This is a genomic window from Parasphingopyxis sp. CP4 (assembly GCF_013378055.1).
Lineage (GTDB): Bacteria > Pseudomonadota > Alphaproteobacteria > Sphingomonadales > Sphingomonadaceae > Parasphingopyxis.
Genome location: NZ_CP051130.1, coordinates 2,756,967 through 2,779,244, shown reverse-complemented (window position 1 = coordinate 2,779,244; position 22,278 = coordinate 2,756,967). Strand labels below are relative to the sequence as shown.

Annotated in this window: 21 protein-coding genes; 9 read left to right on the top strand and 12 right to left on the bottom strand. The window is 59.0% G+C overall.

What is annotated here, in order from left to right:
* The first annotated feature begins 9 nt into the window (after window positions 1–9).
* Together lepA and HFP51_RS13645 are read left to right on the top strand one after the other, a co-directional pair.
* A complete protein-coding gene (lepA, locus tag HFP51_RS13650; protein WP_176876260.1) occupies window positions 10–1,830 on the top strand; it encodes a translation elongation factor 4 in 1,821 nt (606 codons plus the stop codon).
* 256 nt (window positions 1,831–2,086) lie between these two features.
* Window positions 2,087–3,490, top strand: a complete 1,404-nt coding sequence (locus HFP51_RS13645) for an OprO/OprP family phosphate-selective porin (RefSeq protein WP_176876259.1) — start codon at window positions 2,087–2,089, stop codon at window positions 3,488–3,490.
* Window positions 3,491–3,514: 24 nt separating this feature from the next.
* On the opposite strand, the gene HFP51_RS13640 is transcribed toward HFP51_RS13645, so the two are convergent.
* The 3 genes from HFP51_RS13640 to HFP51_RS13630 form a co-directional block, all read right to left on the bottom strand.
* On the bottom strand, window positions 3,515–4,480 hold the full coding sequence (locus HFP51_RS13640) for an oxidoreductase (RefSeq protein ID WP_176876258.1): 966 nt from the start codon (window positions 4,478–4,480) through the stop codon (window positions 3,515–3,517).
* A gap of 113 nt (window positions 4,481–4,593) precedes the next feature.
* Window positions 4,594–5,292: a phosphate signaling complex protein PhoU gene (gene phoU / locus HFP51_RS13635; protein WP_176876257.1), complete on the bottom strand. Its 699-nt coding sequence runs from the start codon at window positions 5,290–5,292 to the stop codon at window positions 4,594–4,596.
* Between the two features lie 141 nt (window positions 5,293–5,433).
* Window positions 5,434–6,480, bottom strand: coding sequence for a substrate-binding domain-containing protein (locus HFP51_RS13630; RefSeq protein ID WP_255454681.1), 1,047 nt, complete (start codon window positions 6,478–6,480; stop codon window positions 5,434–5,436).
* A gap of 179 nt (window positions 6,481–6,659) precedes the next feature.
* Here HFP51_RS13630 and HFP51_RS13625 point away from each other — a divergent pair, with 179 nt between their 5' ends.
* From HFP51_RS13625 to HFP51_RS13600, 6 genes are all read left to right on the top strand, one after another.
* Window positions 6,660–7,754 carry a sensor histidine kinase gene (locus HFP51_RS13625; RefSeq protein ID WP_176876255.1) on the top strand — a complete coding sequence of 365 codons (1,095 nt, stop codon included), beginning with the start codon at window positions 6,660–6,662 and terminating at the stop codon, window positions 7,752–7,754.
* Entirely contained in the window at window positions 7,751–8,551 is an 801-nt protein-coding gene (locus HFP51_RS13620) for a LytTR family DNA-binding domain-containing protein (protein ID WP_176876254.1), read from the top strand. The genes HFP51_RS13625 and HFP51_RS13620 overlap by 4 nt, the downstream gene beginning before the upstream one ends.
* Window positions 8,552–8,641: 90 nt before the next feature.
* The gene (locus tag HFP51_RS13615; RefSeq protein WP_176876253.1) at window positions 8,642–9,343 is read left to right on the top strand and encodes a Coq4 family protein; all 702 of its coding nucleotides are present in this window, start codon (window positions 8,642–8,644) and stop codon (window positions 9,341–9,343) included.
* 9 nt (window positions 9,344–9,352) lie between these two features.
* The gene (locus HFP51_RS13610; RefSeq protein ID WP_176876252.1) at window positions 9,353–9,958 is read left to right on the top strand and encodes a TetR/AcrR family transcriptional regulator; all 606 of its coding nucleotides are present in this window, start codon (window positions 9,353–9,355) and stop codon (window positions 9,956–9,958) included.
* Window positions 9,959–10,052: 94 nt separating this feature from the next.
* Complete coding sequence (locus HFP51_RS13605; protein ID WP_176876251.1) at window positions 10,053–10,826, top strand: isocitrate lyase/phosphoenolpyruvate mutase family protein; 774 nt, start codon at window positions 10,053–10,055, stop codon at window positions 10,824–10,826.
* A gap of 70 nt (window positions 10,827–10,896) precedes the next feature.
* Window positions 10,897–12,135: an adenylate/guanylate cyclase domain-containing protein gene (locus HFP51_RS13600; protein WP_176876250.1), complete on the top strand. Its 1,239-nt coding sequence runs from the start codon at window positions 10,897–10,899 to the stop codon at window positions 12,133–12,135.
* On the opposite strand, the gene HFP51_RS13595 is transcribed toward HFP51_RS13600, so the two are convergent.
* The 7 genes from HFP51_RS13595 to HFP51_RS13565 all read right to left on the bottom strand — a co-directional run bounded on the left by HFP51_RS13595 (window position 12,125) and on the right by HFP51_RS13565 (window position 20,016).
* The gene (locus HFP51_RS13595; protein WP_176876249.1) at window positions 12,125–12,265 is read right to left on the bottom strand and encodes a hypothetical protein; all 141 of its coding nucleotides are present in this window, start codon (window positions 12,263–12,265) and stop codon (window positions 12,125–12,127) included. The two genes, HFP51_RS13600 and HFP51_RS13595, sit on opposite strands and share 11 nt — an antisense overlap.
* Window positions 12,266–12,318: 53 nt before the next feature.
* Window positions 12,319–13,587, bottom strand: a complete 1,269-nt coding sequence (locus tag HFP51_RS13590; protein WP_176876248.1) for a cytochrome P450 — start codon at window positions 13,585–13,587, stop codon at window positions 12,319–12,321.
* A 53-nt stretch (window positions 13,588–13,640) separates the two neighbouring features.
* Window positions 13,641–14,918, bottom strand: coding sequence for a cytochrome P450 (locus HFP51_RS13585; RefSeq protein WP_176876247.1), 1,278 nt, complete (start codon window positions 14,916–14,918; stop codon window positions 13,641–13,643).
* Between the two features lie 45 nt (window positions 14,919–14,963).
* Window positions 14,964–16,238, bottom strand: a complete 1,275-nt coding sequence (locus HFP51_RS13580) for a cytochrome P450 (protein WP_176876246.1) — start codon at window positions 16,236–16,238, stop codon at window positions 14,964–14,966.
* A 77-nt stretch (window positions 16,239–16,315) separates the two neighbouring features.
* Window positions 16,316–17,650 carry a cytochrome P450 gene (locus HFP51_RS13575; RefSeq protein ID WP_255454680.1) on the bottom strand — a complete coding sequence of 445 codons (1,335 nt, stop codon included), beginning with the start codon at window positions 17,648–17,650 and terminating at the stop codon, window positions 16,316–16,318.
* 186 nt (window positions 17,651–17,836) lie between these two features.
* The gene (locus tag HFP51_RS13570) at window positions 17,837–19,075 is read right to left on the bottom strand and encodes an ABC transporter permease (protein ID WP_370462920.1); all 1,239 of its coding nucleotides are present in this window, start codon (window positions 19,073–19,075) and stop codon (window positions 17,837–17,839) included.
* A complete protein-coding gene (locus HFP51_RS13565; protein WP_176876245.1) occupies window positions 19,072–20,016 on the bottom strand; it encodes an ABC transporter ATP-binding protein in 945 nt (314 codons plus the stop codon). Before HFP51_RS13565 ends, HFP51_RS13570 begins: the two co-directional genes overlap by 4 nt.
* Window positions 20,017–20,140: 124 nt before the next feature.
* On the opposite strand from HFP51_RS13565, the gene queG reads away from it, so the two are divergent.
* Entirely contained in the window at window positions 20,141–21,193 is a 1,053-nt protein-coding gene (gene queG / locus HFP51_RS13560; protein ID WP_176876244.1) for a tRNA epoxyqueuosine(34) reductase QueG, read from the top strand.
* Here queG and HFP51_RS13555 read toward each other — a convergent pair.
* Together HFP51_RS13555 and HFP51_RS13550 are read right to left on the bottom strand one after the other, a co-directional pair.
* Complete coding sequence (locus HFP51_RS13555; protein WP_176876243.1) at window positions 21,190–21,540, bottom strand: hypothetical protein; 351 nt, start codon at window positions 21,538–21,540, stop codon at window positions 21,190–21,192. The genes queG and HFP51_RS13555 overlap by 4 nt on opposite strands.
* Complete coding sequence (locus HFP51_RS13550; protein WP_176876242.1) at window positions 21,533–22,234, bottom strand: EI24 domain-containing protein; 702 nt, start codon at window positions 22,232–22,234, stop codon at window positions 21,533–21,535. The genes HFP51_RS13555 and HFP51_RS13550 overlap by 8 nt, the downstream gene beginning before the upstream one ends.
* Window positions 22,235–22,278 lie beyond the last annotated feature (44 nt).

Sequence of the window (22,278 nt, the reverse complement as noted above, 5' to 3'; positions counted from 1 at the left end):
GCGCGGCAAATGACTGATCTATCGAAAATCCGCAACTTCAGCATCATCGCGCATATCGACCATGGCAAATCCACCCTGGCCGATCGGCTGATCCAGCAAACTGGCGGCCTGTCCGAGCGCGAGATGGAAGAACAAGTGCTCGATAATATGGATATCGAGCGCGAGCGCGGCATCACCATCAAGGCCCAGACCGTGCGCCTCAATTACACGGCCGAAGATGGCGAGACCTATGAACTCTCGCTCATGGACACGCCGGGCCATGTCGATTTCGCGTACGAAGTATCCCGCAGCCTTGCCGCCTGTGAAGGCGCGCTGCTCGTCGTCGATGCGGCGCAGGGCGTGGAAGCGCAGACGCTCGCCAATGTCTATCAGTCGATCGAGCATGATCATGAGATCGTGCCCGTCATCAACAAGATCGACCTCCCCGCCGCCGACCCCGAAAGCGTCCGGGCGGAGATTGAGGATATCATCGGCATCCCGGCCGACGAGGCCGTACTCGCCAGCGCCAAGACCGGCGAGGGCATTTCCGAAATCCTCGAACAGATCGTCCAGAAAATCCCGCCGCCCGGTGGCGATGCCGATGCGCCATTGAAGGCGATGCTCGTCGATAGCTGGTATGATCCCTATCTCGGCGTCGTGATCCTCGTCCGCGTGATCGATGGCACCCTCAAAAAAGGTCAGCAGATCAAGTTCATGCAGAACGGCACCCAGCATCTGGTGGACCGCGTCGGCTGCATGCGCCCCAAGATCGAGCAGCTCGAAGCGCTCGGCCCGGGCGAGATCGGCTTTATCACAGCCCAGATCAAGGAAGTGGCGGATACTGCGGTCGGCGATACCATCACCACCGTCAAAAACCCCGCTCCGCAAGCCCTGCCCGGCTATAAGGAAGTCCAGTCGGTCGTCTTTTGCGGGCTGTTCCCGGTCGATGCGGCGGATTTCGAGAAATTGCGCGAATCCATCTCCAAGCTGCGCCTCAATGATGCGAGCTTTACCTTCGAGATGGAGACGAGCGCCGCGCTGGGCCAGGGGTTCCGCGCCGGATTCCTTGGCCTGCTTCACCTCGAAATCATCCAGGAGCGGCTGACCCGCGAATATGATCTCGATCTGATCACGACCGCGCCGAGCGTGGTCTACAAGCTCACCATGACCCATTCGACAGGCTCAGGGCAGTCGGATGTTATGGAATTGCACAACCCGGCCGATATGCCGGACCCGACCCAGATCGCGATGATCGAGGAGCCGTGGATCAAGGCGACCATCTATGTGCCGGACGATTATCTCGGCCCGATCCTCAAACTCTGCCAAGATCGCCGCGGCATCCAGAAGCAGCTCACCTATGTCGGCGGCCGCGCCCAGCTGGTCTATGAGCTCCCGCTCAACGAAGTGGTGTTCGACTTTTACGACCGGCTGAAAAGCATCAGCCGCGGCTATGCGTCATTCGATTATGAGCCGATCGGCCATCGCGAAGGCGATCTCGTCAAGATGAACATCCTCGTTAATCAGGAACCGGTCGACGCGCTCAGCATGATCGTCCACCGCGCCGCCGCCGAAGCCCGCGGCCGCCATATGTGCGAGCGATTGAAGGATCTCATCCCGCGCCACCTGTTCAAGATCCCTATCCAGGCCGCCATCGGCGGCAAGGTCATCGCGCGCGAAACCATCGGCGCCATGCGCAAAGACGTGACCGCGAAATGCTATGGCGGCGACATCTCGCGCAAGAAGAAGCTGCTGGAGAAGCAGAAAAAGGGCAAGGCGAAGATGCGGGAATACGGAAACGTCAGCATCCCACAGGAAGCATTCATTGCGGCGCTGAAGATGGGGGAGGAGTAGGCCGCTCTCCCTGCCTTTGCCGCCCGTCCGCACCCCGGTCTCCATCCCGCGATCCTATTTTTCCAACAGGGGCGCCCCCACGGCACCCCCGACCCCTGTCAACCAGTGTCATCCAAAGTGTCGCAGTGCGCGCCGCCCTTGCCGCCGCGCCGTCGCGCTTGGCCGCGTTTGTCACATTACCGAAACAGAATGATCATGGGGACGTAACAAAGGCGTCATAGAGGCGGGATGAGTTTGTCATCGGAGCTTCATCATAATGAAACATATCGCCCTTGCGCTGTCGGCATCGACAGCCGCGTTGCTCGCCAGCACACCGGCTTTGGCCGAGGATGTGCCGCCGGAAGTCCAGGCAGAGCTGACTGAGCTGCGCGATCGCGTGCAGACGCTCGAAGCTTTGGTCGAGCAGCTGGTCGGATCGCAGGCCGGGGTCGCCAATCAGGCGGCAGCGGCACAGGCGACCGCAGCAGCAGCCGAAACGGCGGCGGGCGAGGCGCAGGTTGCGGCGAACGCGGCGAGCGAAGCCGTCGCCGCCCAGCCGCGCACGAGCTTTGGCGCAGCGCCGCGTACGCGGACGGCGGATGGCTGGGATTTCCGGCCCTTTGGTCGCGCGATGATCGATGGTGCGAGCGTTTCGGATCCCGGCAATCTCAACGATCCGGGGCTTGGCTTTTCGAGCGAAATCCGCCGGGTTCGCCTGGGTGCGCGCGGCGCGATTCCGGGTGGCTTTGAATATAAGATCGAGGTCGATTTTGCCGATAATGATGTCGATGTGACCGATGCGATCCTGGGCTATGATGCCGGGGATTTCGAGTTCACCGTCGGGCAGCACAACACGTTCCAGAGCCTGGAGGAGCTGACCAGCAGCCGCTTCATCAGCTTTATGGAGCGCGCCGGCTTTACCGATGCGTTCGGCTTTGAGCGGCGGGTTGGCATCTCGGTCAACTATGCCAATGGCGATTTCCGCTGGGATGGCGGCGTGTTTACGGCGAATATCAACGATCTCACCGATGATAGCGTCAACGCCTATTCCTTCGATACGCGGGCGACCTATAGTCCGGACCTCAATGGCACGCAGCTCCATCTGGGTGGGTCATTCCACCACCGGGACCTGCAGGACAATCCGGGTGCGCGCTATCGCCAGCGCCCTGCCTATCACGGCACGGACACGCGCTTCATCAATACCGGCGCGCTGAATGTGGCGGAGGAAACCAGCTATGGCATCGAGACCGCGGTGATCCATGGGCCCTTCCATGCGGTGGCCGAGGCGCATTGGATGAATGCGGATATTCCCGGCATGGCCAATCCGACCTTTTTCGGCGGCTATGTCGAGGCCGGCTATTTCCTGACCGGCGGGGATTCGCGCGGCTATTCCAGCGGCAAGTTCCAGCGGACCCGCCCGGCGCGGACGATCGACGAAGGCGGCATTGGCGCGGTGCAGATCAATGCGCGCTATGATCGCCTGGACCTTTCGGATGCCGGGATCATTGGCGGTGAGCAGGATCTGTTCGGCCTGTCGCTGATCTGGACGCCGATCGACCATGCGCGCTTCATGATCAATTACAGCCATATCGCCTATGACGATGCGGCAATCGCGCTCCCCAATGGCGACACGGATTACAGTGTCGACGTCGTCGGCGCGCGGGCCGAGTTTGATTTCTAGGGATCGTTCGGGGGGCGCTCTCGCCTAATAGGCGAAACGGTCCCCCACCAGATCTTCGGACACGGCCCAAAGCTTTTCGGCCGTATCCGGGTCAAGCGCATAGGATCGCACGCCGCCGGCCATATTCTCGTCGTCGACCGCCGCGACATGGCAGTCTTCGAGATAGACCGCGCCCTGGCCCTCCAGCTCCGGCGCGGTGGCCGCGTAGCAGCTCGTTGCCGCGCCTTGCGGAATGGATTTGAGAGCCGCGTTGCCGCCGCTATTCTTCTGCATCTGCGCCATCAGGAACTTCACATCATCGTCGTTCAGGTGCCGGCCGAGATTGGTGACGATACCGCCCGGATGCACCGCATAGGCCCGCACGCCCTTATCCTTGAGCCGCGCATCAAGGCCGACCGTGAACAGGATATTGGCGGTCTTGGACTGGCCATAGGATTGCCATTTGTCATAGTCGCGCTCGGCAAAATGCAGGTCTTCGAAATGCACGGTATCGCGGTGGTGCCCACGTGAGCTGAGGTTGACGATGCGTGATGGGGCGGCGGCGATCAGCGCTGATGCTATGAGGTTGGTAAACAGGAAATGGCCCAGATGATTGGTGCCGAACTGCATCTCGAAGCCGTCGGCCGTCTTGAGCGGCGGACAGGCCATCACGCCGGCATTGTTGACCAGCAGGTCAAGCCGGTCATGGGTGGCGAGAAAGGCCTGTGCGGCGCTGCGAATGCTGTCGAGCGAGGCAAGATCGAGGGCGATAACCTCGACGGAAGCTCCTTCAACAGCGTCCCGTATGGTCTGGGCGGCCTCCTCGCCCTTCTCGACATTACGTGCGGCTATTACGATGCCCGCGCCCCGCGCAGCCAGCGCCCGCGCTGTCTCCGTCCCAAGCCCTGAAGCGCCGCCTGTGACCAACGCCAGCTTGTCGCTCAGGTCGATGCCGTCCAACACGTCATCAGCCGTGGTTTCAGCGCCAAATGTCCTGCGATCCTGGGTCATATGTCTCTCCTGTTTGACCAAGCGTGACAGATGGCCAACGGCTTGTCATGTTTCGTTATGTTGGAGAGACCGGAAACGACACCGGGGCTCGGCGGACCGGGGCGCCCTTTGATTTACGCAGCGAGCTTGGTGCTCTCCACGTCAGGCGCCTTGGCCTGGGTTCCGGTGACCGAATAGGTGACCATCTCGGCGATATTGGTCGCCTGGTCGCCGATCCGCTCGAGATGTTTGCTGACAAATAGCAGATGCGCGGCCTGGCTGATCTGGTCAGGCTTCTCGATCATGAACTCGATCAGCATCTTGCTGAGCTCGTCATGCAGGTCATCAACAATATCGTCGCGCTTGCAGACATCAGCGGCCAGCGCGACATCGCCTTCGGAATAGGCCCGCACAACATCGACGAGCATTTCCTTTGCCGCATCATTCATCGTGGCGATCGTCTTGCGCAATTTCTTGGGGTATTTCGCCTTAATGCTCGGCACGCGCCGGGCAATGTTGCGGGCATAATCAGCGGTCCGTTCAAGGATCGCGCTAATCTTGATCGCAGAAACCAGGGTTCGCAAATCATCTGCCATCGGCGCACGCAGCGCGATGATGTTAACCGCTGCAGTTTCGACTTGAGCTGCCAACGCGTCAATTTCCCGATCCCCCTTAACGACCGCCTTGGCGAGCTTATTGTCTCGGTCTTCCAGCGCCCGAATGGCATCTTCCATCGCCAAAGAAGTGCGCCAACCAAGCTCCAACATGTCCGCGCGCAACGCACTCAACTCTTCGTCGAAGGCGGAAACGGTATGCTTCATCTCGCTGGCCATGATGGATTCTCCGGATAAAACGCAACAAATATGACAGTTATGTTACAGGAATCTTGCTTCTGAGGCAATCGATCATTGAGCATTACAAAAAGGGGGCGGACGGCGGACCGTCCAACCCCCTTCATTTTCGATAGAAAGACCTTAGTTTTGAAGATCTTCCTCCGTCAATACGGTCATGGCTTCTGCCGCAGCCGCATAGTTGGCCCGGACCTCATCCGGGTTCGAAATCATGCCTTCGCCGACCAGATAGCCCTCCGGGCCCCAGGCCGAGACATATTCAGCAACAAACTCGCGCAGGCCGCGGATTGCCTCCAGATGGTTGCCCTTCACATAGACAAACAACGGACGCGCGCCCGGATAATCAAAGCTTGCGATGCTGTCATAGGTCGGAGCGACACCATCAATTGAAACGCCGATCACTTCGCCTTCATTTTCAGCAAGGAAGCTATAGCCCAGCAGGCCAAGATAGCCCGGATTCTGCGAAACGCGCTGGATGATCAAATTGTCATTCTCACCGGCTTCGATGAAGGACTGATCTTCGCGGATCGAGGTGCAGACCTGATCTTTGCGATCTTCGTCTTCTTCCTCAAGCGCTTCCATCGCCGCATTGGTTTCGCAACCGGCTTCCATGATCAGCTCGATAAAGGCGTCACGGGTGCCGCTCGTCGTCGGCGGGCCATAGACGCGGATCGGCGTATCAGGGAGCGAGGCATCGATGTCTGACCAGGTCTCAGCGGTCTGCTCTTCACCCCAAGGTTCGGCAGCCAGCGCTTGATAGATCTGTGCGCGGGTGAGGCTCATTTCGGGGCCGTCCGGCGATGCCACAACGGCGAGACCGTCAATGCCAACCTGCAATTCGATGATCTGGTCGACGCCATTGGCCTGGCAATTGGCAAATTCAGTATCCTTGATCCGACGCGATGCGTTGGCGAGGTCGGGATGCTCAGTGCCGACACCGGCGCAGAACAGTTCCATACCACCGCCAGTGCCCGTCGATTCCACGACCGGCGAGCCGAAATCAGGATTGTTGCGGGCGAAATTTTCGGCCACCGCACGGGTAAAGGGATAGACCGTCGAGCTGCCGACAACCGTGATCGCGCGAACGCCACCATCAGAGCTGCCACCGCCACCACAAGCCGTAAGCGTCACGGCCATAGCCGCCATCAGTCCAGTAATTGGAGCGCGCACATTTTCCTCCATCGTTGATGTGCAAATGGGCGCATCCGGTGCGGCCGCCCTTGAAGCGCCTAATGCGACATCTATGTGACAGTAGAGTGACATTTCACACGATGATTTGCCCCCGGTGCACGGGCAGTCGAAACCCGCAATTGCTTCCCGCCCCATCTGAAATCGACTAGAAGGCCCCAATGGCGCTTGAAGACCTGACCAAAAAACCGTTCTTTGTGGACAAAAACCGAGCCTTTTGGGTGCTCCAGTCGGTTGGCTGGTCAGGCTATTTTATCCTGCGCTCGCTGGGTGGGATCGCCAACAATATGGGCCCGCTCTTTATTTTGCCGACAGCGATTGCGACGGCGACCGGCTATTGCCTCACGTTGATCATGGCGGTGATCTTCCGCCAGCTTATCGATCGCACGCCGCGGGTGACCTGGGGCGGTTCGGTGACCGTGGTGCTGATTGCCTCGGCGATATTCTCTTTTATCGAGGTTTGGGCCTTCACGGCTTTCTATCGCGGCGGTGAAATGCCGTCAGGATTGCAGTTTTTCGGCGCCATCCTGCTTGATTTCACGCTGCTGGTGGCCTGGGCGGGGCTCTATTACGGGATTAATTTCTACATCTTGATCGAAGAACAGAATGATCAGCTGCTGCGGCTCGAAACCCAAAGCTCCAACGCCCATCTGGCGATGCTGCGCTATCAGCTTAATCCGCATTTCCTGTTCAACACCTTGAATTCCATATCGACCCTGGTGCTGCTGAAGCAAACCGAGCGTGCCAATGCGATGCTGTCGCGCCTCTCCTCCTTCCTCCGCTATACCTTGGCGAATGAGCCAACCGCGCGCGTCCCGCTGGCGCAGGAGGTTGAAACTTTGAAGCTCTATCTCGAAATAGAGAGAATGCGGTTCGAAGATCGGTTACGGCCCAGTTTCGATATCGATCCGCGTGTGACCCGGGCAAGGCTGCCGTCATTGCTGCTTCAGCCGCTGGTCGAGAATGCGATCAAATATGCCGTGACGCCGCAGGAAGAGGGCGCCGAAATCAAGATTTCAGCGCAACAGGTCGGAAATCGCGTGCAGATCACCGTGTCCGACACCGGACCGGGCTTGCAAGAGGGGGCCGTGACACGCCACTCTTCAACGGGTGTGGGGCTGGCCAATATCCGGGACCGTCTGGTCCAGGCTTTTGGTGAAGAACAAAGATTTGAAATCAAAGCGAACGATGAGGGCGGTTTCTGCGTTGAAATCGATATCCCGCTCCAGTTCGAAGAGGCAAAGGAAGCCGCATGACCATCCGCGCTATTATCGTCGACGACGAACCGCTCGCCATCCAGGGCCTGCAGCTGCGTCTAGAGCCGCATGACGATATCGAAATCGTCGATACCTGCACCAATGGCCGCGAAGCGATCCGCTCGGTCAAGACGCACAAACCGGATCTTGTGTTCCTCGACATCCAGATGCCGGGCTTTGACGGATTTTCGGTCGTCCAGGGCCTGATGGATATCGAGCCACCGCTATTCGTCTTCGTTACTGCCTATTCCGATCATGCAATCCGTGCGTTCGAAGCCCAGGCCGTCGACTATCTGATGAAGCCGGTGGAAGATGATCGGCTTGCCGACACGCTGGCCAGGGTTCGCGAACGGCTGGCCGAGAAGAACAACAGCGAAGAAATTACGCGGCTCAAGGAAGTACTGTCGGAAGTGGCACCTGATGCCGCTGAAGATCTTGCCGCCGAAGGCGAAGCGCCCGCCGCGAGCCGCTATGAGAAGCTGATCAACGTCAAGGATCGCGGGCAAATCTTCCGCGTCGATGTCGAGAGCATCGAACGAATCGATGCCGCCGGCGATTATATGTGCATCTATACCGGCGACAATACGCTGATCCTGCGTGAGACGATGAAGGATCTGGAAAAGCGCCTCGACCCACGCACTTTCCAGCGTGTCCACCGTTCCACGATCGTTAACCTGGACCAAGTGCGCCAGGTGAAACCGCACACCAATGGCGAATGTTTCCTCGTGCTGGAATCGGGTGCCCAGGTGAAGGTGAGCCGCAGCTATCGCGATGTCGTGGCGCGTTTTGTGCACTAGGAGTGGCACTCCAAATAATTAAATGAACGTGTTCATTATTTGGGTGATCCGTGCTAAGCGATAATCAACGCATGCATCTGGAGACCCGTTATGACTGCCCCGACCGTTGATCGCGCTTTCGCCGAAAAATTCCTCCAGTCCGTTGATACGCCGTTGGAATATGGCGTGTATTTCCTGTTTCACGACTGGTGGGAAGAAGCGCCAGAAGGCGCAGTCCAGGCCTATCTGGACGAGCTGCACAAGATCCCCGAATCGAAGGACTTCCTCGAAGAGCGCTTCATTGCTGAGCCATTGTCGCTGGATAGGCTCGCCGAATGTGCGACAGGTACGCTCGGCCATGCCTATCGCGCATTCATCGTCGACAATAATCTCGAGAAAAATCTGGCGCGCAACTATCGCCAGTTCAATGAAGAGCTGCATGCCTCCGGCAAGCTGGAGCGGCTGCCCGATGCGCTCAGCTATATGATGGTTCGCGGATTCCAGATCCATGATTTCCAGCATGTACTGACCGGTTATGAGGCCACCATCTATGGCGAACTGGCACTGGCTGCCTTTTATCTCGCGCAGCTGCGCTTCCCCTATCACGCCTTCCGAGTTGCCGTGACCACCGCGCATATGGCGTTCTTGCGGCCAGACTTTATTCCCGAAGCAATGGATGCCTTTGTCGACGGCTGGGCCTTTGGCCGGGCGGCGAAGAATATCAATTTCGTCAAATGGGAAGATGAGATCGATACACCGCTCAATGTGCTTCAGGGACGGATGGGCCTTACCAAACGCAACCTCGCCGCGTAGGAAATATCGATGCCCCGCCGTCCTGCAACCGAGAGCCAACGCGAAGAAGTTCGCCAGAAGATCCGCAGCGCCGCCAAGGCGATCTATCGCGACAAGGGGATATCCGGCATTTCGGCACGCGCAATTGCCGTATCGGCAGGCGTGTCGGTCGGCACAATCTACGCCTATTTCGGTGACCTGCAGACGCTGATGCAGTCGCTCTGGCTCGAACCGCTCGATCATATCAACGCAGAGCTGCAAAGCATCGCGGAGGCCCATGGTGATCCGGTAGAGCGGCTGCGTGCGCTGATGGCTGCCTATCTCGCTGTGGCGACGGACAATCCCGAACTCTATCGCAACGCCTTCATGTTTGTACGGCCGAGCCAGCTGCCGACCCCTGACCCAGCTGAGATGGACAGTGTCGTCTTTGTCGCGCTGATCAAGCAAGCGCTTCTGGACGGCCAGAATAGCGGGCGCATCCAGTCCGGTTCGGTTGAGCAGATGGCCCAGCTGATCTGGGCTGGCCTGCATGGCAGCATCGCGCTGCCGGTTAATTTCGACCGTATTGCGCTCACCGCCGATACGGGATCACAAATGATCGACATGCTGATCACCGAGCTGACCGGAACGAGCTAAGCCGCATTGTGCAATCGCCCTGTCTCTTCACCGCAACTTTCGGGGGGACGCTTGCCATTCGATCCGCTAAAAGGCGCGGCGGGGAGACATTTATATGACCGACCAGCAAGACCGGGCCCGCGCCTTTCATGCCCTGCATGTTGCCGGAGACCCGCTGGTATTGTTCAACATCTGGGATGCCGGTAGCGCCCGGGCTGTGGCCGAGGCAGGAGCCAAAGCGTTGGCAACGGGCAGCGCGTCGGTGGCTGGTGCCCGCGGCTATACGGACGCAGAGTCCCTGCCCCTGCAACAGGCACTGACCAATGCCGAACGGATTGTCGAAGCGATCGACCTGCCGCTGACAGTGGATTTTGAGGGCGCCTATTCGGCCGAGCCCGTTTTGGTCGGTGTCCATGCCCAGGCGATGATCGAGACCGGCGCGATCGGCATCAACTTCGAAGACCAGGTGATCGGTGGCAAAGGGCTGCATCCGCTCGATCTGCAGGTTGCGCGGATCATGGCCATTCGGGATGCCGCAGAAAAAGCCGGAGTCGACTTCTTCATCAACGCGCGCACCGATATGTGGCTAACGGCAGGCGTATCGACGGTAGAGGAAGAGGCGCGCTTCGATGAAGCTGTGACCCGCGCCAAAGCCTATGCAGATGCCGGTGCCAGCGGCTTTTTCGCTCCTGGCCTCACCGACGAAACACAGATCGCCGCATTGTGCGAAGCAAGTCCCTTGCCAGTTAATGTGATGATGTTCGATGCGATGCCTGAAGGTGACCGATTGGCCGAACTCGGTGTCGCCCGGATCAGCTATGGCCCGGGCCCTTGGCGCAATGCGATGACCGCGCTCACCACCGCCGCACAGGCACTCTACCAAGGCTGAAGTTCGCCATCGTGGCGCCAGTCCGCATTTGATGGCATATCTCTCCCGTCCATGTTCGGGAGGGGCACCGATGGCATTGTTCAACAATTTTGCGGATAGCAGAATCGAACGGCACTATGTCGAGAGCGAGCGCACTGCGCGCATCCCGGCGAGCCGGGCGCTGCTGTTGATCGGCATTGCGACTTTTATATCCTATCTGACCCTCAATCCGCTCTATTTTCCGAGCGAAGGCGTAGTCGCGTACAACATCGCGGCTGCACTGTTCATGGCGATCCTCGCGAGCTTCCTCCTGCTGACGCGAACGCGTTTCTATATCGAAAAACCCTGGATCGACCTTGTCCTGTTCGTCGGACTGACCGTCGCGATGATCATGCTGATCGAGGCGCTCGCGGCCCAGGCAGCGATCACCGGCATTTCCCGCTTTGGCATGGCGATCGTGAATATGGGCATATTGGTGGTGTTTGCGAGCATCGGCTTTGTCGCGAATACGCGGCTCTTCCTGTTTTGGGCGGCAGGATTGCTGATCCTCTATGTGCTGTTCCTTTTGCAGGCCGATCGATCGCTGATCTCCAAAGTCTACACCTTCACCAATTTTTCGACCTTCTTTGTCTTCGCGACATATGTGAACTGGGACATTGATCGCCGCGCCCGGAAAACCTTTACCGCCAATCGCGAGCTCGATGCGGAGAAGCAGCGGTCAGAGGAGCTGCTCTATAACGTCCTGCCCGAACATGTCGCTGCGCGGATCAAGAGCGGCGAGACGGTCGCCGATTCTTTCAACAATGTGTCGGTGATCTTTGTCGATGTGGTCGGTTTTTCAACGCTGGCGAAAACCATGCCCGCCAGCGAATTGGTGAAGCAACTCAATCGCTTCTTCTTGATCGCCGACGAATGTGCAGATGCGCACGGTATCGAAAAAGTGAAGACGATCGGCGATGCCTATCTTGCGGTATCCGGCGGCACATCGTCTGAGGCGGGCGATGCGCTCGCGGCGATCGCCTTCGGTCACGCGCTGATCGAGCGGCTCGAGGAGATTACCGAGGCCGAAGGTGCAGACGTCAAATTACGCGTCGGCATCCATACTGGCCCGGTGGTCGGTGGCGTCGTGGGCAGCAACCGGCTCGCCTATGATTATTGGGGCGACACGATGAACATTGCCAGCCGGATCGAGGGGACAGCTGATCACAATGGCATCGCCGTATCGGCCGCGACCTATCACCAGACGGTGCATGAGGTCGATTATGGGCCGCCGGAAATGATGACCCTCAAGGGCATTGGCGAAACCGAAGTCTATCGCGTCATTCGATAGAATCTAGAAAACCGAGTACCGCTTCGGCGATGGCGTCGGGTTGTTCGGGGAGCAGCGCATGGCCCGCATCCTCGAGCAGCGCGGCCAGCAGGGCCGCCCCAATACCGATTATCCGGATTGCGCGTTTCATGCGAGATCTGCCTCATCGCAGGGACGAACTCCGCCTCCTCGCCGGTCGCGAGCTCAATAGGTGCTGAGCTCAACTTCCATCTTCGTATAGCCATGGACGAAACAGGCCGGCACGCGCTTGGGCTCGCCAATCACATTCACCCGCAAGCGGCGCTTGGCCATCTCTTCGAGCAACAGGCGCAGCTGCAACTCTGCAAGCCGCGCGCCAACGCAGCGGTGAATGCCATAGCCAAATGAAAGATGGCGCCCGGGCTTGGGCCGTTCGAGCCAGATATCATTCGGGCGATCGAAGAAATTTTCGTCGCGATTGCCCGAAAGATACCAGAGGATGATTGCATCCCCTTCCTTCACCTTGTGACCAAACATCTCATGATCTTCAGTCGCGGTGCGCCGCATATGGGCGAGCGGTGTCTGCCAGCGGACAATTTCCTGCACGGCAGCCGGGATCAGCTCCGGATTCTGCTCGAGCTTTTCGCGCTCCTCAGGAAACTGCTCCATGCCATAGGCATAGGCCGACATGGAGTTGCGCGTCGTATCATTGCCGCCAACGATCAGCAGCATCAAATTCCCCATATAGGTGAACTGATCCATATTGCGCATATCGCTATTGATCATGCGCGAGATCAGATCAGGAGCTTCACCCTTTTCGAGCCGCTCGTCCCAGAGTCTTTGGAAATAAGCGCCGGCTTCGAAGATATGCTCAAGCTGTTCGCGCCGGCTTTCCTCGGTCAGGCTGTTTTCGATATCACCCATCCAGTCCGACCATTCAGTCAGCTTGCGACGATCTTCCCAAGGGAAGTCGAACAGGATCGCCAGCATCTGCGTGGTCAATTCGATCGATACGGTATCGACCCAGTCAAAGCGCTCACCGACGGGCAATGTATCAAGCAGCTCAGCAGTGCGTTGCCGCACTTCCTCGGTCATCCGTTCCATTTCGCTCGGCGTAAAAGCCGGTGCGATGACGCGGCGTTGTTCGGTATGCTCAGGCCGATCCATTGCGATGAACATCGGTAGTTGGATATTGAGATCCTCGGGCAGTTCTTCGGGATCGGTGACGATCGTGATCCCCTTGGCGGAGGAATAGAGATCCGGCAGCGCTTCGATATGCTGGATTTCCTTATAGGTGGTGACGTTCCAATAATCGCCATAGGCGGAACCGACGACCTTGTTGATCGGCGCTTTCTCGCGCATCTCCTTGAAAATCGGCTGCCAACGATCTTCGACATAAATGGCCGCAACGCTCACATCCCAGGGGTGCGCGTTTTCGCTGACATCGGTGACGACGGTTTCAACCGGTGCTTCGGGTTTTGCCGCTGTGGCCATTTCCTGTTCCTCCTTGTGGGCGGCCTCACCGCCCTAATCTGTTGCTCGCTATACTAATATTCGCTCAATTCAGTTTGCATCGTCCGATAGCCATGGACGAAACAGGCTGAGACCCGCTCGGGCTCGGCCAGAAGATTTACCCGCAGCCGCCGCTTCGCCATTTCCTCAAGCAGGATACGGACCTGGAGCTCGGCAAGCCGCGCGCCAACGCAGCGATGAATGCCATAACCAAAGGCGAGCTGTCGCCGTGCATTTTCGCGATCGACGATGATATCGTCGGGCCGTTCGAATACCGTCTCGTCGCGATTGGCGGAAAGATACCAGAGCAGCACCTTGTCGCCGGCAGCGATATTATGGCCGAACAGATCATGATCTTCGGTCGCTGTGCGCCGCATATGGGCGAGCGGGGTCTGCCAGCGGATGATTTCCTGCACTGCTGTCGGGATGAAATCGGGATTGTCCTCAAGCCGTTTGCGCTCGTCCGGGAACTGAGCCAGTCCATAGGCATAGCCCGACATGGTGTTGCGCGTCGTATCGTTGCCGCCGACAATCAGCAGCACCAGATTGCCCATGAATTCGAGCTCATCCATCTCGCGCATCGCATCGGAATGGATCATGCGCGACAGCAGGTCCGGCGCCTCGGGCTTGTTCAACCGATCAGTCCATAGCTCCTTGAAATAGACTGCCATTTCCTGGAGATGCATCATCCGCTGTTCACGGCTTTCCGGGGTCAGGCTCTTCTCGACATCACCGGCCCAGTCGGACCAGAAGGTCAGCTTGCGGCGATCTTCCCAGGGGAAGTCGAACAGGATGGCCAGCATCTGGGTGGTCAGTTCAATCGCCACCCTATCAACCCAGTCAAATGCTTCGCCGCGCGGCAACGCGTCGAGCGTCTCGACGGTGCGGCGACGGATATCGGCTTCCATCCGCTGCATCTCCGTCGGCGTGAAGGCGGGCGCGACGGTACGCCGTTGCTCGGTATGTTTCGGGCGATCCATGGCGATGAACATGGGCAGCGTGAAATTCTCATCCTCCGCAATCCCCAACGCCTCTTCGTCGACCACCGTGATGCCGCCATTTTTGACATCCGAGGAATAGATTTCCGGCAGTGCCTCGACATGCTGGATCGGCTTGTGGGTGGCGATATTCCAATAGTCGCCAAAGGCCGATCCCGTGACCTTGTTGATCGGTGCGGTCTCGCGCATTTCCTTGAAGATGGGCTGCCAGCGATCCTCGACATAGATATCGGGCACGCTCACATCCCAGGGATGCGGTGCCTCCACCGTGACAGTTTCCTGTGCTTCATTCTCATCAATCGCTGCGCTCGCCATCTCTCTACTCTCCCTATGCAGCGGTTATGTCCGCTGTCCTTGTCTCTAATATTCGCTCAGCTCCACCTGCATCGACCGGTAGCCATGCACGAAGCAGGACGTGACCCGATCGGGTTCGCTCACCACATTGGCGCGCAATCGGCGGGCAGCCATCTCTTCGAACAATATCTTGAGCTGCAGCTCCGCGAGCCGTGCTCCCACGCAGCGGTGAATGCCATAGCCGAACGCCAGATGGCGTCGGCCGTTGTCGCGGTCGACAATGATATCGTCGGGCCGCTCGAATACCGTCTCGTCGCGATTGGCCGACAAATACCAAAGCACGACTGCATCGCCCTTTTCGATCGTATGGCCGAACAGCTCATGATCTTCGGTTGCGGTTCGGCGCATATGCGCAAGCGGAGTCTGCCAGCGAATGATTTCCTGCACGGCGCTGGGAATGAAATCGGGATTCTGTTCCAGCCGCTGCCGCTCGTCCGGATACTGGTCAAGACCATAGACATAGCCGGACATGGAATTGCGCGTCGTATCGTTGCCGCCAACAATCAACAGGGTGAGATTGCCGATAAAGGTGTAGCGATCCATCTCGGCCATCGCCTCGCTATGGATCATGCGCGAGAGAAGATCAGGTGCCTCGTCCTGGCCGAGCCGCTGATCCCAGAGATCGGAGAAATAGCTGGCCATAGCGCGCAGATGCTCGCGGCGCTCATAGGCGCGATCGACATTGTCGAGATAGTCGATATCGCTGATCCAGTCGGACCATTCGGTGAGCTTGCGTCGGTCCTTCCAGGGAAAGTCGAACAGGATGGCGAGCATGCCGGTGGTCAATTCGATCGAGACGGTATCGACCCAGTCAAAAGCTGTGCCGCGCGGTAGTCCATCGAGCAGTTGTCCGGTGCGTTGGCGGATCTCGGTCGATAGCCGTTCCATCTCGGTCGGCGTAAAGGCAGGCGCTACCGTCCGGCGCTGCGCCGTATGTTCGGGCCGGTCCATGGCGATGAAGCTCGGTGTTTCGCGCTGCAGATTCTCCGGCAACGTATCGGAATTTCCGTAGAGGGTGATCCCGCCATATTTGGAATCCGAGGAATAGATGTCCGGCAGCGCTTCGACATGCTGGATTGGTTTGTGGCTGGCGATATTCCAATAGTCGCCAAAGGCAGAGCCGGTGACTTTGTTGATGGGCGCCTTTTCGCGCATTTCTGCAAAGACCGGCTGCCAGCGATCCTCGGCATAGATTTCCGGGCCGCTCACATCCCACGGATGCGATGCGTCAACGACGACTGTTTCGACTGTCTCGCTATCCGGCTTTGCTGCCGTCGCCATTGCTCTCTCCCTCTCCCCCCGCGGAGTGTCCGCTGTCAGGCCTCAGGAGTCAAACATCGGTGCGGGATGCATGTCCTTTAATATTCGGACAGCGTTACCGGCATCGTCTTGAAACCATGGACGAAGTTCGAATTCACGCGCTCAATCTCGCCAGTGATCTCAGGCCGCAACCGCCGCTTCGCCATCTCTTCGATCAGCACGCGGATCTGCAGCTCGGCAAGCCGGGCACCGACGCAGCGATGAATGCCATAGCCAAAGGCGAGTTGGCGACGCGCATTTTCGCGATCGAACCGGATCTCATTGGCGTCTTCGAAGACTTCTTCATCACGATTGGCCGACAGATACCACATGACGAGCTTGTCGCCCTTCTTGATCTGCTTGCCGAATAGTTCGGTATCTTCCATCGCCGTGCGCCGCATATGGGCAAGCGGAGTCTGCCAGCGGATCAGCTCCTGGCCAGCACTAGCGGCGAGCTCGGGATTTTCTTCCAGCTTGCGCGCTTCGTCCGGGAACTGGTTCAGTGCATAGGCATAGGCTGACATCGTATTGCGGGTTGTATCGTTGCCGCCGACAATCAGTAGCGTGATGTTGCCGAGGAAGTTGCGATCGCTCATGTCGCCCAGCGCATCGGAATGCGCCATCATCGAAAGCAGATCAGGGGCCGGCTCGCTTGCCTTGCGCTGTTTCCACAGCTCCTGGAAATAGGCTGCCGCTTCCCACATCTTCTGCATCCGGATCGGGCCCAGTTCAGGATCCATCGCGGCGACCACATCGCCCATCCAGTCAGACCATTCGGTCAGCTTGCGGCGATCTTCCCAGGGGAAGCCGAACAGGATTGCGAGCATGCCGGTCGTCAGCTCGATCGAAACCTTGTCGACCCAGTCAAATTCTTCACCGCGTGGCAGGGAATCGAGCAGCTCTTCCGTCCGCTGGCGCACATCTACTTCGAGCCGGGTGATCTCGCTCGGCGTAAAGGCCGGTGAGACGGTGCGACGCTGCGCAGTATGTTCGGGACGGTCCATGCCGATAAACATCGGCAGGGCAATTTCTTCGTCATCCGTCGAATCGAGGATCGTGAAGCCGCCATTGCGCCAATCCGAACTGAATACTTCCGGAAGCGCTTCGACATGGACGATCGGCTTGTAGGTGGTCAGTGACCAGAAGCCGCCAAAGACGCTATCTTCGCACCAATGGATCGGATCTTCCTTGCGCAGCTTTTCGAAAACCGGTTCCCAGCGATCAAGTGCATAGAGCTCAGGACGGCTGACATCGATTTCACCGAGCGGCGTATCGGCAGTTGCCAGCGGCTTTTCGAGCGACGAGCGATCAATCCCATCGCGCCATTCACGCGCAAATTCTGCACGATATTTCTCTTCGGCCGTCATTTCACGTTCGTCGGGCTGGCTTGCCATATCACTCTCCTTGACGGGCCGGGTCTGCGCAGAGGGGTGCGGCGGATGCGGCCCAATAACTGTTTCGTGCCTGTTATACGTCGCGCACGATAAGTAGCAAATTGAGACTGGCACAATTGACACGGATGTCAATAGCACGCGTTAAGCAATTGGCGCGGTCCAGCGATTGACTGACGCTATGACAGGCTAAGCCGTTTTACCGCGCAACTTTTGCCCGAGCCGCCGGAAAAAGGATGGCCCGGATTTGAGCACGCCCTTGCGGAACCAGCGGGCGCCAATCGCAATAGTGATCGTCACCCAGAGTAGCTGCCAGGCAATCGCCGCGAAATGCGGCCAGACAGCCGGGTCGGATGCGCCCTTGGCAACCATCGCAAAAGGTGAGCTGAACGGAAATAATTCGGCGATCAATGCCAGCTGGCTGCCGGGATTGGCCGCAGCTGCGGATGCCAGTCCGAACATCGCCATCTGGAAAAAAGTGATCGGGAGCGACAGCATCTGAATCTCGCGCATCGAATTGGCTTGCCCGCCGACGGCAAGGAAGACAGCGCCGAGCAGCAGATAACCCATCGCGAAATAAATCACGCCGAGCGCGATGAAGGGAACAAACCCGATCGCCGGATCGAGCAGGGCAAGCGCGGCATCGGTATCGGGCAGGCTGGCAATGGCCAGCAGCGCAAGCCCCCCCCAAAAGGCAATGAACAAGAGTGCCACGCCGAACAGTCCGACCAATTTTCCGAGGAACACCGCTTCAAGCGGTACGGCAGCGGCGAGTATCTCGATTACCTTATTCCCCTTTTCCTCCGCCAAGACGCTCACCGTCTGGCCGGCCAATAAGAGCGTTAGCAAGAACAGCAGGAAGAGCGCAGACAGGCCAAGCGATTGCTGTCCACCGATCGTCGCGCTGGTGCGGACAAAGGATTCGCGTTCGACCTCCACGACAAGTTCGCCGGGAGATAGCCCGCCACGGGCGTCGCGCATTGCAGTGTCAGCCAATACGGCCAGATAGTTGGCGCCGCGCTCGCTCCCGGGCCCGGTGAGAATGTGAGGGTTGTCGGGAATCCCGAACAGGACCGCAGATACATCAATATCGCTTTCAGCGAACAGCGCGCGGGCCTGGTCTTCGAGCGCACCTTCTCCGGGATCACGCATCACCAGCGCAGGCGGTGCCACAGGCCCCGGAAAGGCCGTTCGCAACCGTATATCGGCATGTTCAAGCCGCGTGCTATATTCCGCGTCGGCAATGACGACGAGGCGCTGGGCATCCTCACCGCTATCCGCGATCATCCGCGCGCCGGTGCCACCGACAACGGCGAAGACCAGCATGAAGAGAGGGGCCAGCAGGAACATCAAAAATGCCGGTGTCGCGACAGTCGCGATGAAATCGCGCCGTGCAATAACAGCAGCCTGGCGGAAATGCGTCATCATAGGGCGGCCTCCGCTTCGGCTTCGGCTTCCATCTGCTCGACCGTTTTCTCGCCGACGAGTTTCACGAACACGTCATGCAGGCTTGGCCGTTCGAGCGAGAGGCCGGCGATCCCGTATCCGCTTTCAAGCAACCGCGCGAGCAACGCCTCCATACCGCTATCGGGTACGTCGAACACATAGCCGCCATTATCCCGCACGGCTTCGGGCGGGAGTAGATCGCCCAGCGAGGCATCCTTGTCGCGCGGCGTATAATGCGCCTGGATCGGCATGGTCGCGCGCGCTTCGGCAACGCTGCCTTCATAGCGCAAGCGACCGCCTGCAATGATCGCCAGACGATCGCAGAGCCGTTCCGCATGGCCCATGATATGGGTCGAAAAGAGGATCGTTGCGCCGCGATCCCGCTCGGCCAGGATCAATGCTTCGAGCCGCTCCTGATTAACCGGGTCCAATCCCGAAAAGGGTTCGTCGAGGACGATCAATTCAGGCTTGTGAACAATCGACCCCAAGAGCTGGACGAACTGCGCCATGCCCTTGGAGAGCTTTTTGATCTTGTCATTGGTGGCATGGCCGAGGCCCGCTTCCTTCAGCAAGACAGCTGCCCGCGCGCGGCCTTCGGCCCATGGGAGCCCACGCAGCGCGCCCATGAACGCAATGGCTTCGCGGGCCTTCATGCTGGGATAGAGGCCGCGCTCTTCGGGAAGATAGCCGATCCGATGGCTCGCGCTGCGCGGATGCCGGGTGCCCAATAGTTCGCGCGACCCGCTATCGGGATCGATAATCCCGAGCAGCATCCGCAATGTGGTCGTCTTGCCTGCGCCATTTGGCCCAAGAATGCCGTAGATGCTGCCTTTTGGCACTTGAATGTCCACGCCATCGACCGCGCGTTTCGATCCGAAATCCTTGACGAGCGCGGTGGCAGTAAGGGCAAGTTCTGTAGCCATGACCCGGGCCTTAGCGCCCTGATGGTTAAGAGAATAGCCTCAATTGGCTTGCGCAAGCCTGATCTGCCGCGCTCTCATTAGTCTGGGGATCGCATTTGGGCGGCATGACGGTAGAAGGGAAGCGATGACCGTGACCAGTCTCACCGCCCGCCTCAAGGCACAGGCCCGGGCCGAAGGCTTTGCCGCCTGCGGCATTGCGCCCGCCGACGCGGCGCCGGAAACCGCCGAGCGATTGCGCGATTGGCTGGCTTCGGGCGCGCATGGGGAGATGGAATGGATGATGAGCCGCGCGCATCACCGCGAACGGCCCAAAGCGCTATGGCCCGAAGTGCGGTCTCTCATCATGCTCGGCATGAGCTATGCGCCCAAAGAAGATCCGCTGCGGCTTGAAAGCGAAACGGATATCGGCCGCATATCCGTCTATGCGCAGGGCAAGGATTATCATGATGTCGTCAAAAAGGCGCTCAAGCGTCTTGCCAGATGGCTGGTCGCGGAAGCCGAGCGCGACGATGCCAAGGCCGATGTCAAAGTGTTCGTCGATACCGCGCCGGTGATGGAAAAGCCGCTGTCCGCTGCCGCCGGGATTGGTTGGCAGGGCAAGCATACTAACCTGCTCAATCGCGAACAGGGCAACTGGCTCTTCCTCGGTGCGATCTACACGACGCTTGATCTGGAAGCCGATCCGCCGGGCGAAGATCATTGCGGTTCCTGCACACGCTGCCAGACCGCCTGCCCGACCGATGCCTTTCCCGCACCCTATCGCCTCGATGCGCGGCGCTGCATTTCCTACCTCACCATCGAACATAAAGGCCCCATCCCCGAAGAGTTTCGCGAGGCGATGGGCAATCGTATCTATGGCTGCGACGATTGCCTCGCCGTGTGCCCCTGGAACAAGTTTGCAGAGCAAGCCCGCGCCAACCGGCTATTTAGCGCGCGAGCCGAACTCGCCGCACCCAAGCTCGCCGATCTTCTCGCGCTTGATGACGCCGAGTTCCGTACAATCTTTGCCGGATCACCGATCAAGCGAATCGGGCGTAACCGAATGACGCGCAACTGCCTGATTGCGGCGGGGAATAGCGGCGATAGCGCGCTGGTTGAGCCGGTTAAGGCGTTGCTCGACGATCCCGATGAAACTGTCCGCGACGCAGCGGAATGGGCGATAGAGCGGCTTGCTTAGCGCCGCGCCAGCGCCTCGACACAGGCCGCCCTGTCCACATTCTCGCCAGCGCCGTTGCGCGCGTCGACATAGGTGACCACCGGCTCGCGGCCGCTGCTCTCTGGGTAGAGATAGGTATCGAGGACACAGGCCTCGCCGCTGAATTGCAATTTGCGCGAGCCATTTTCTCGGAAATCCTGCACAGCATCGCCAAACATTCGAGTGAGCTGAGACGCATTGCGGCCGAGCACGCGTTCGAGCCCCACCGTGTTTGTCATCGGCTGGCTCGGCACTGCAACCGGCTCGGGAATGGTTCCCGCGCAGCCAGCGACTGCCAGAGCTCCTGATATCGCAACGAGTTTACGCATCGGCTTTTTCACCCCCCGTCTGCATTCCGCCGTGCAGCATATGCGCTGCCATGGCTGCGCTGAGGATCGGCGCGAGCAGATTAACGACAGGAATCACGAAAAGCCCCGCCGCGACAAGCCCGATTTGCATCCGTTTGCCGCGCGTCTCCCTCCGCCAGTCGCCCCATTGCTCCTTGGGGACATGGCGAATGGCAATCAGCTCGCCGAGATCGCGCGCGAGGAGGATCGTATTGATGGCAATAAACAAGAGGATCGTGCCGACCCCGGTGACGAGCAGGACCAGATAAAGAGGCACGGCTAGGAGGTTCCAGCCGATCGCCCTACCGGCCGATGCCAGTCCGACACGAATCTGATCTGTATAGCCAGCTGGCTGCGCGACCTCGGCCTTTTTCGGATAATGTTTGCGTTCTACCGCGTCGACAATCTCGTCGGTGAAGATGCTGATCACACCCATCGCGACCGCGCGGAACATCAGCCAAAAGCTGAGCGCGGCAATGATCGCGGCGCTCGCTGCAGCGGCCAGGCCGCCACTCTCGCCCCAACCAAACCAGTCGAACAGCCAGATCAGCAGCCAATAGACGCCAAAGCCTGCAATCACGAACAGCAGGATCGTCAGCGCCAGCGATTTGGCGAGTACCTTGAGAAATGCCGGATCACCCAGCTGGCCAAGCGAGAGGAAAAGTGCGCGGAACATGAACAGTGTGATGCGTCGACACCGCCACGGCGTCAATGATCCGG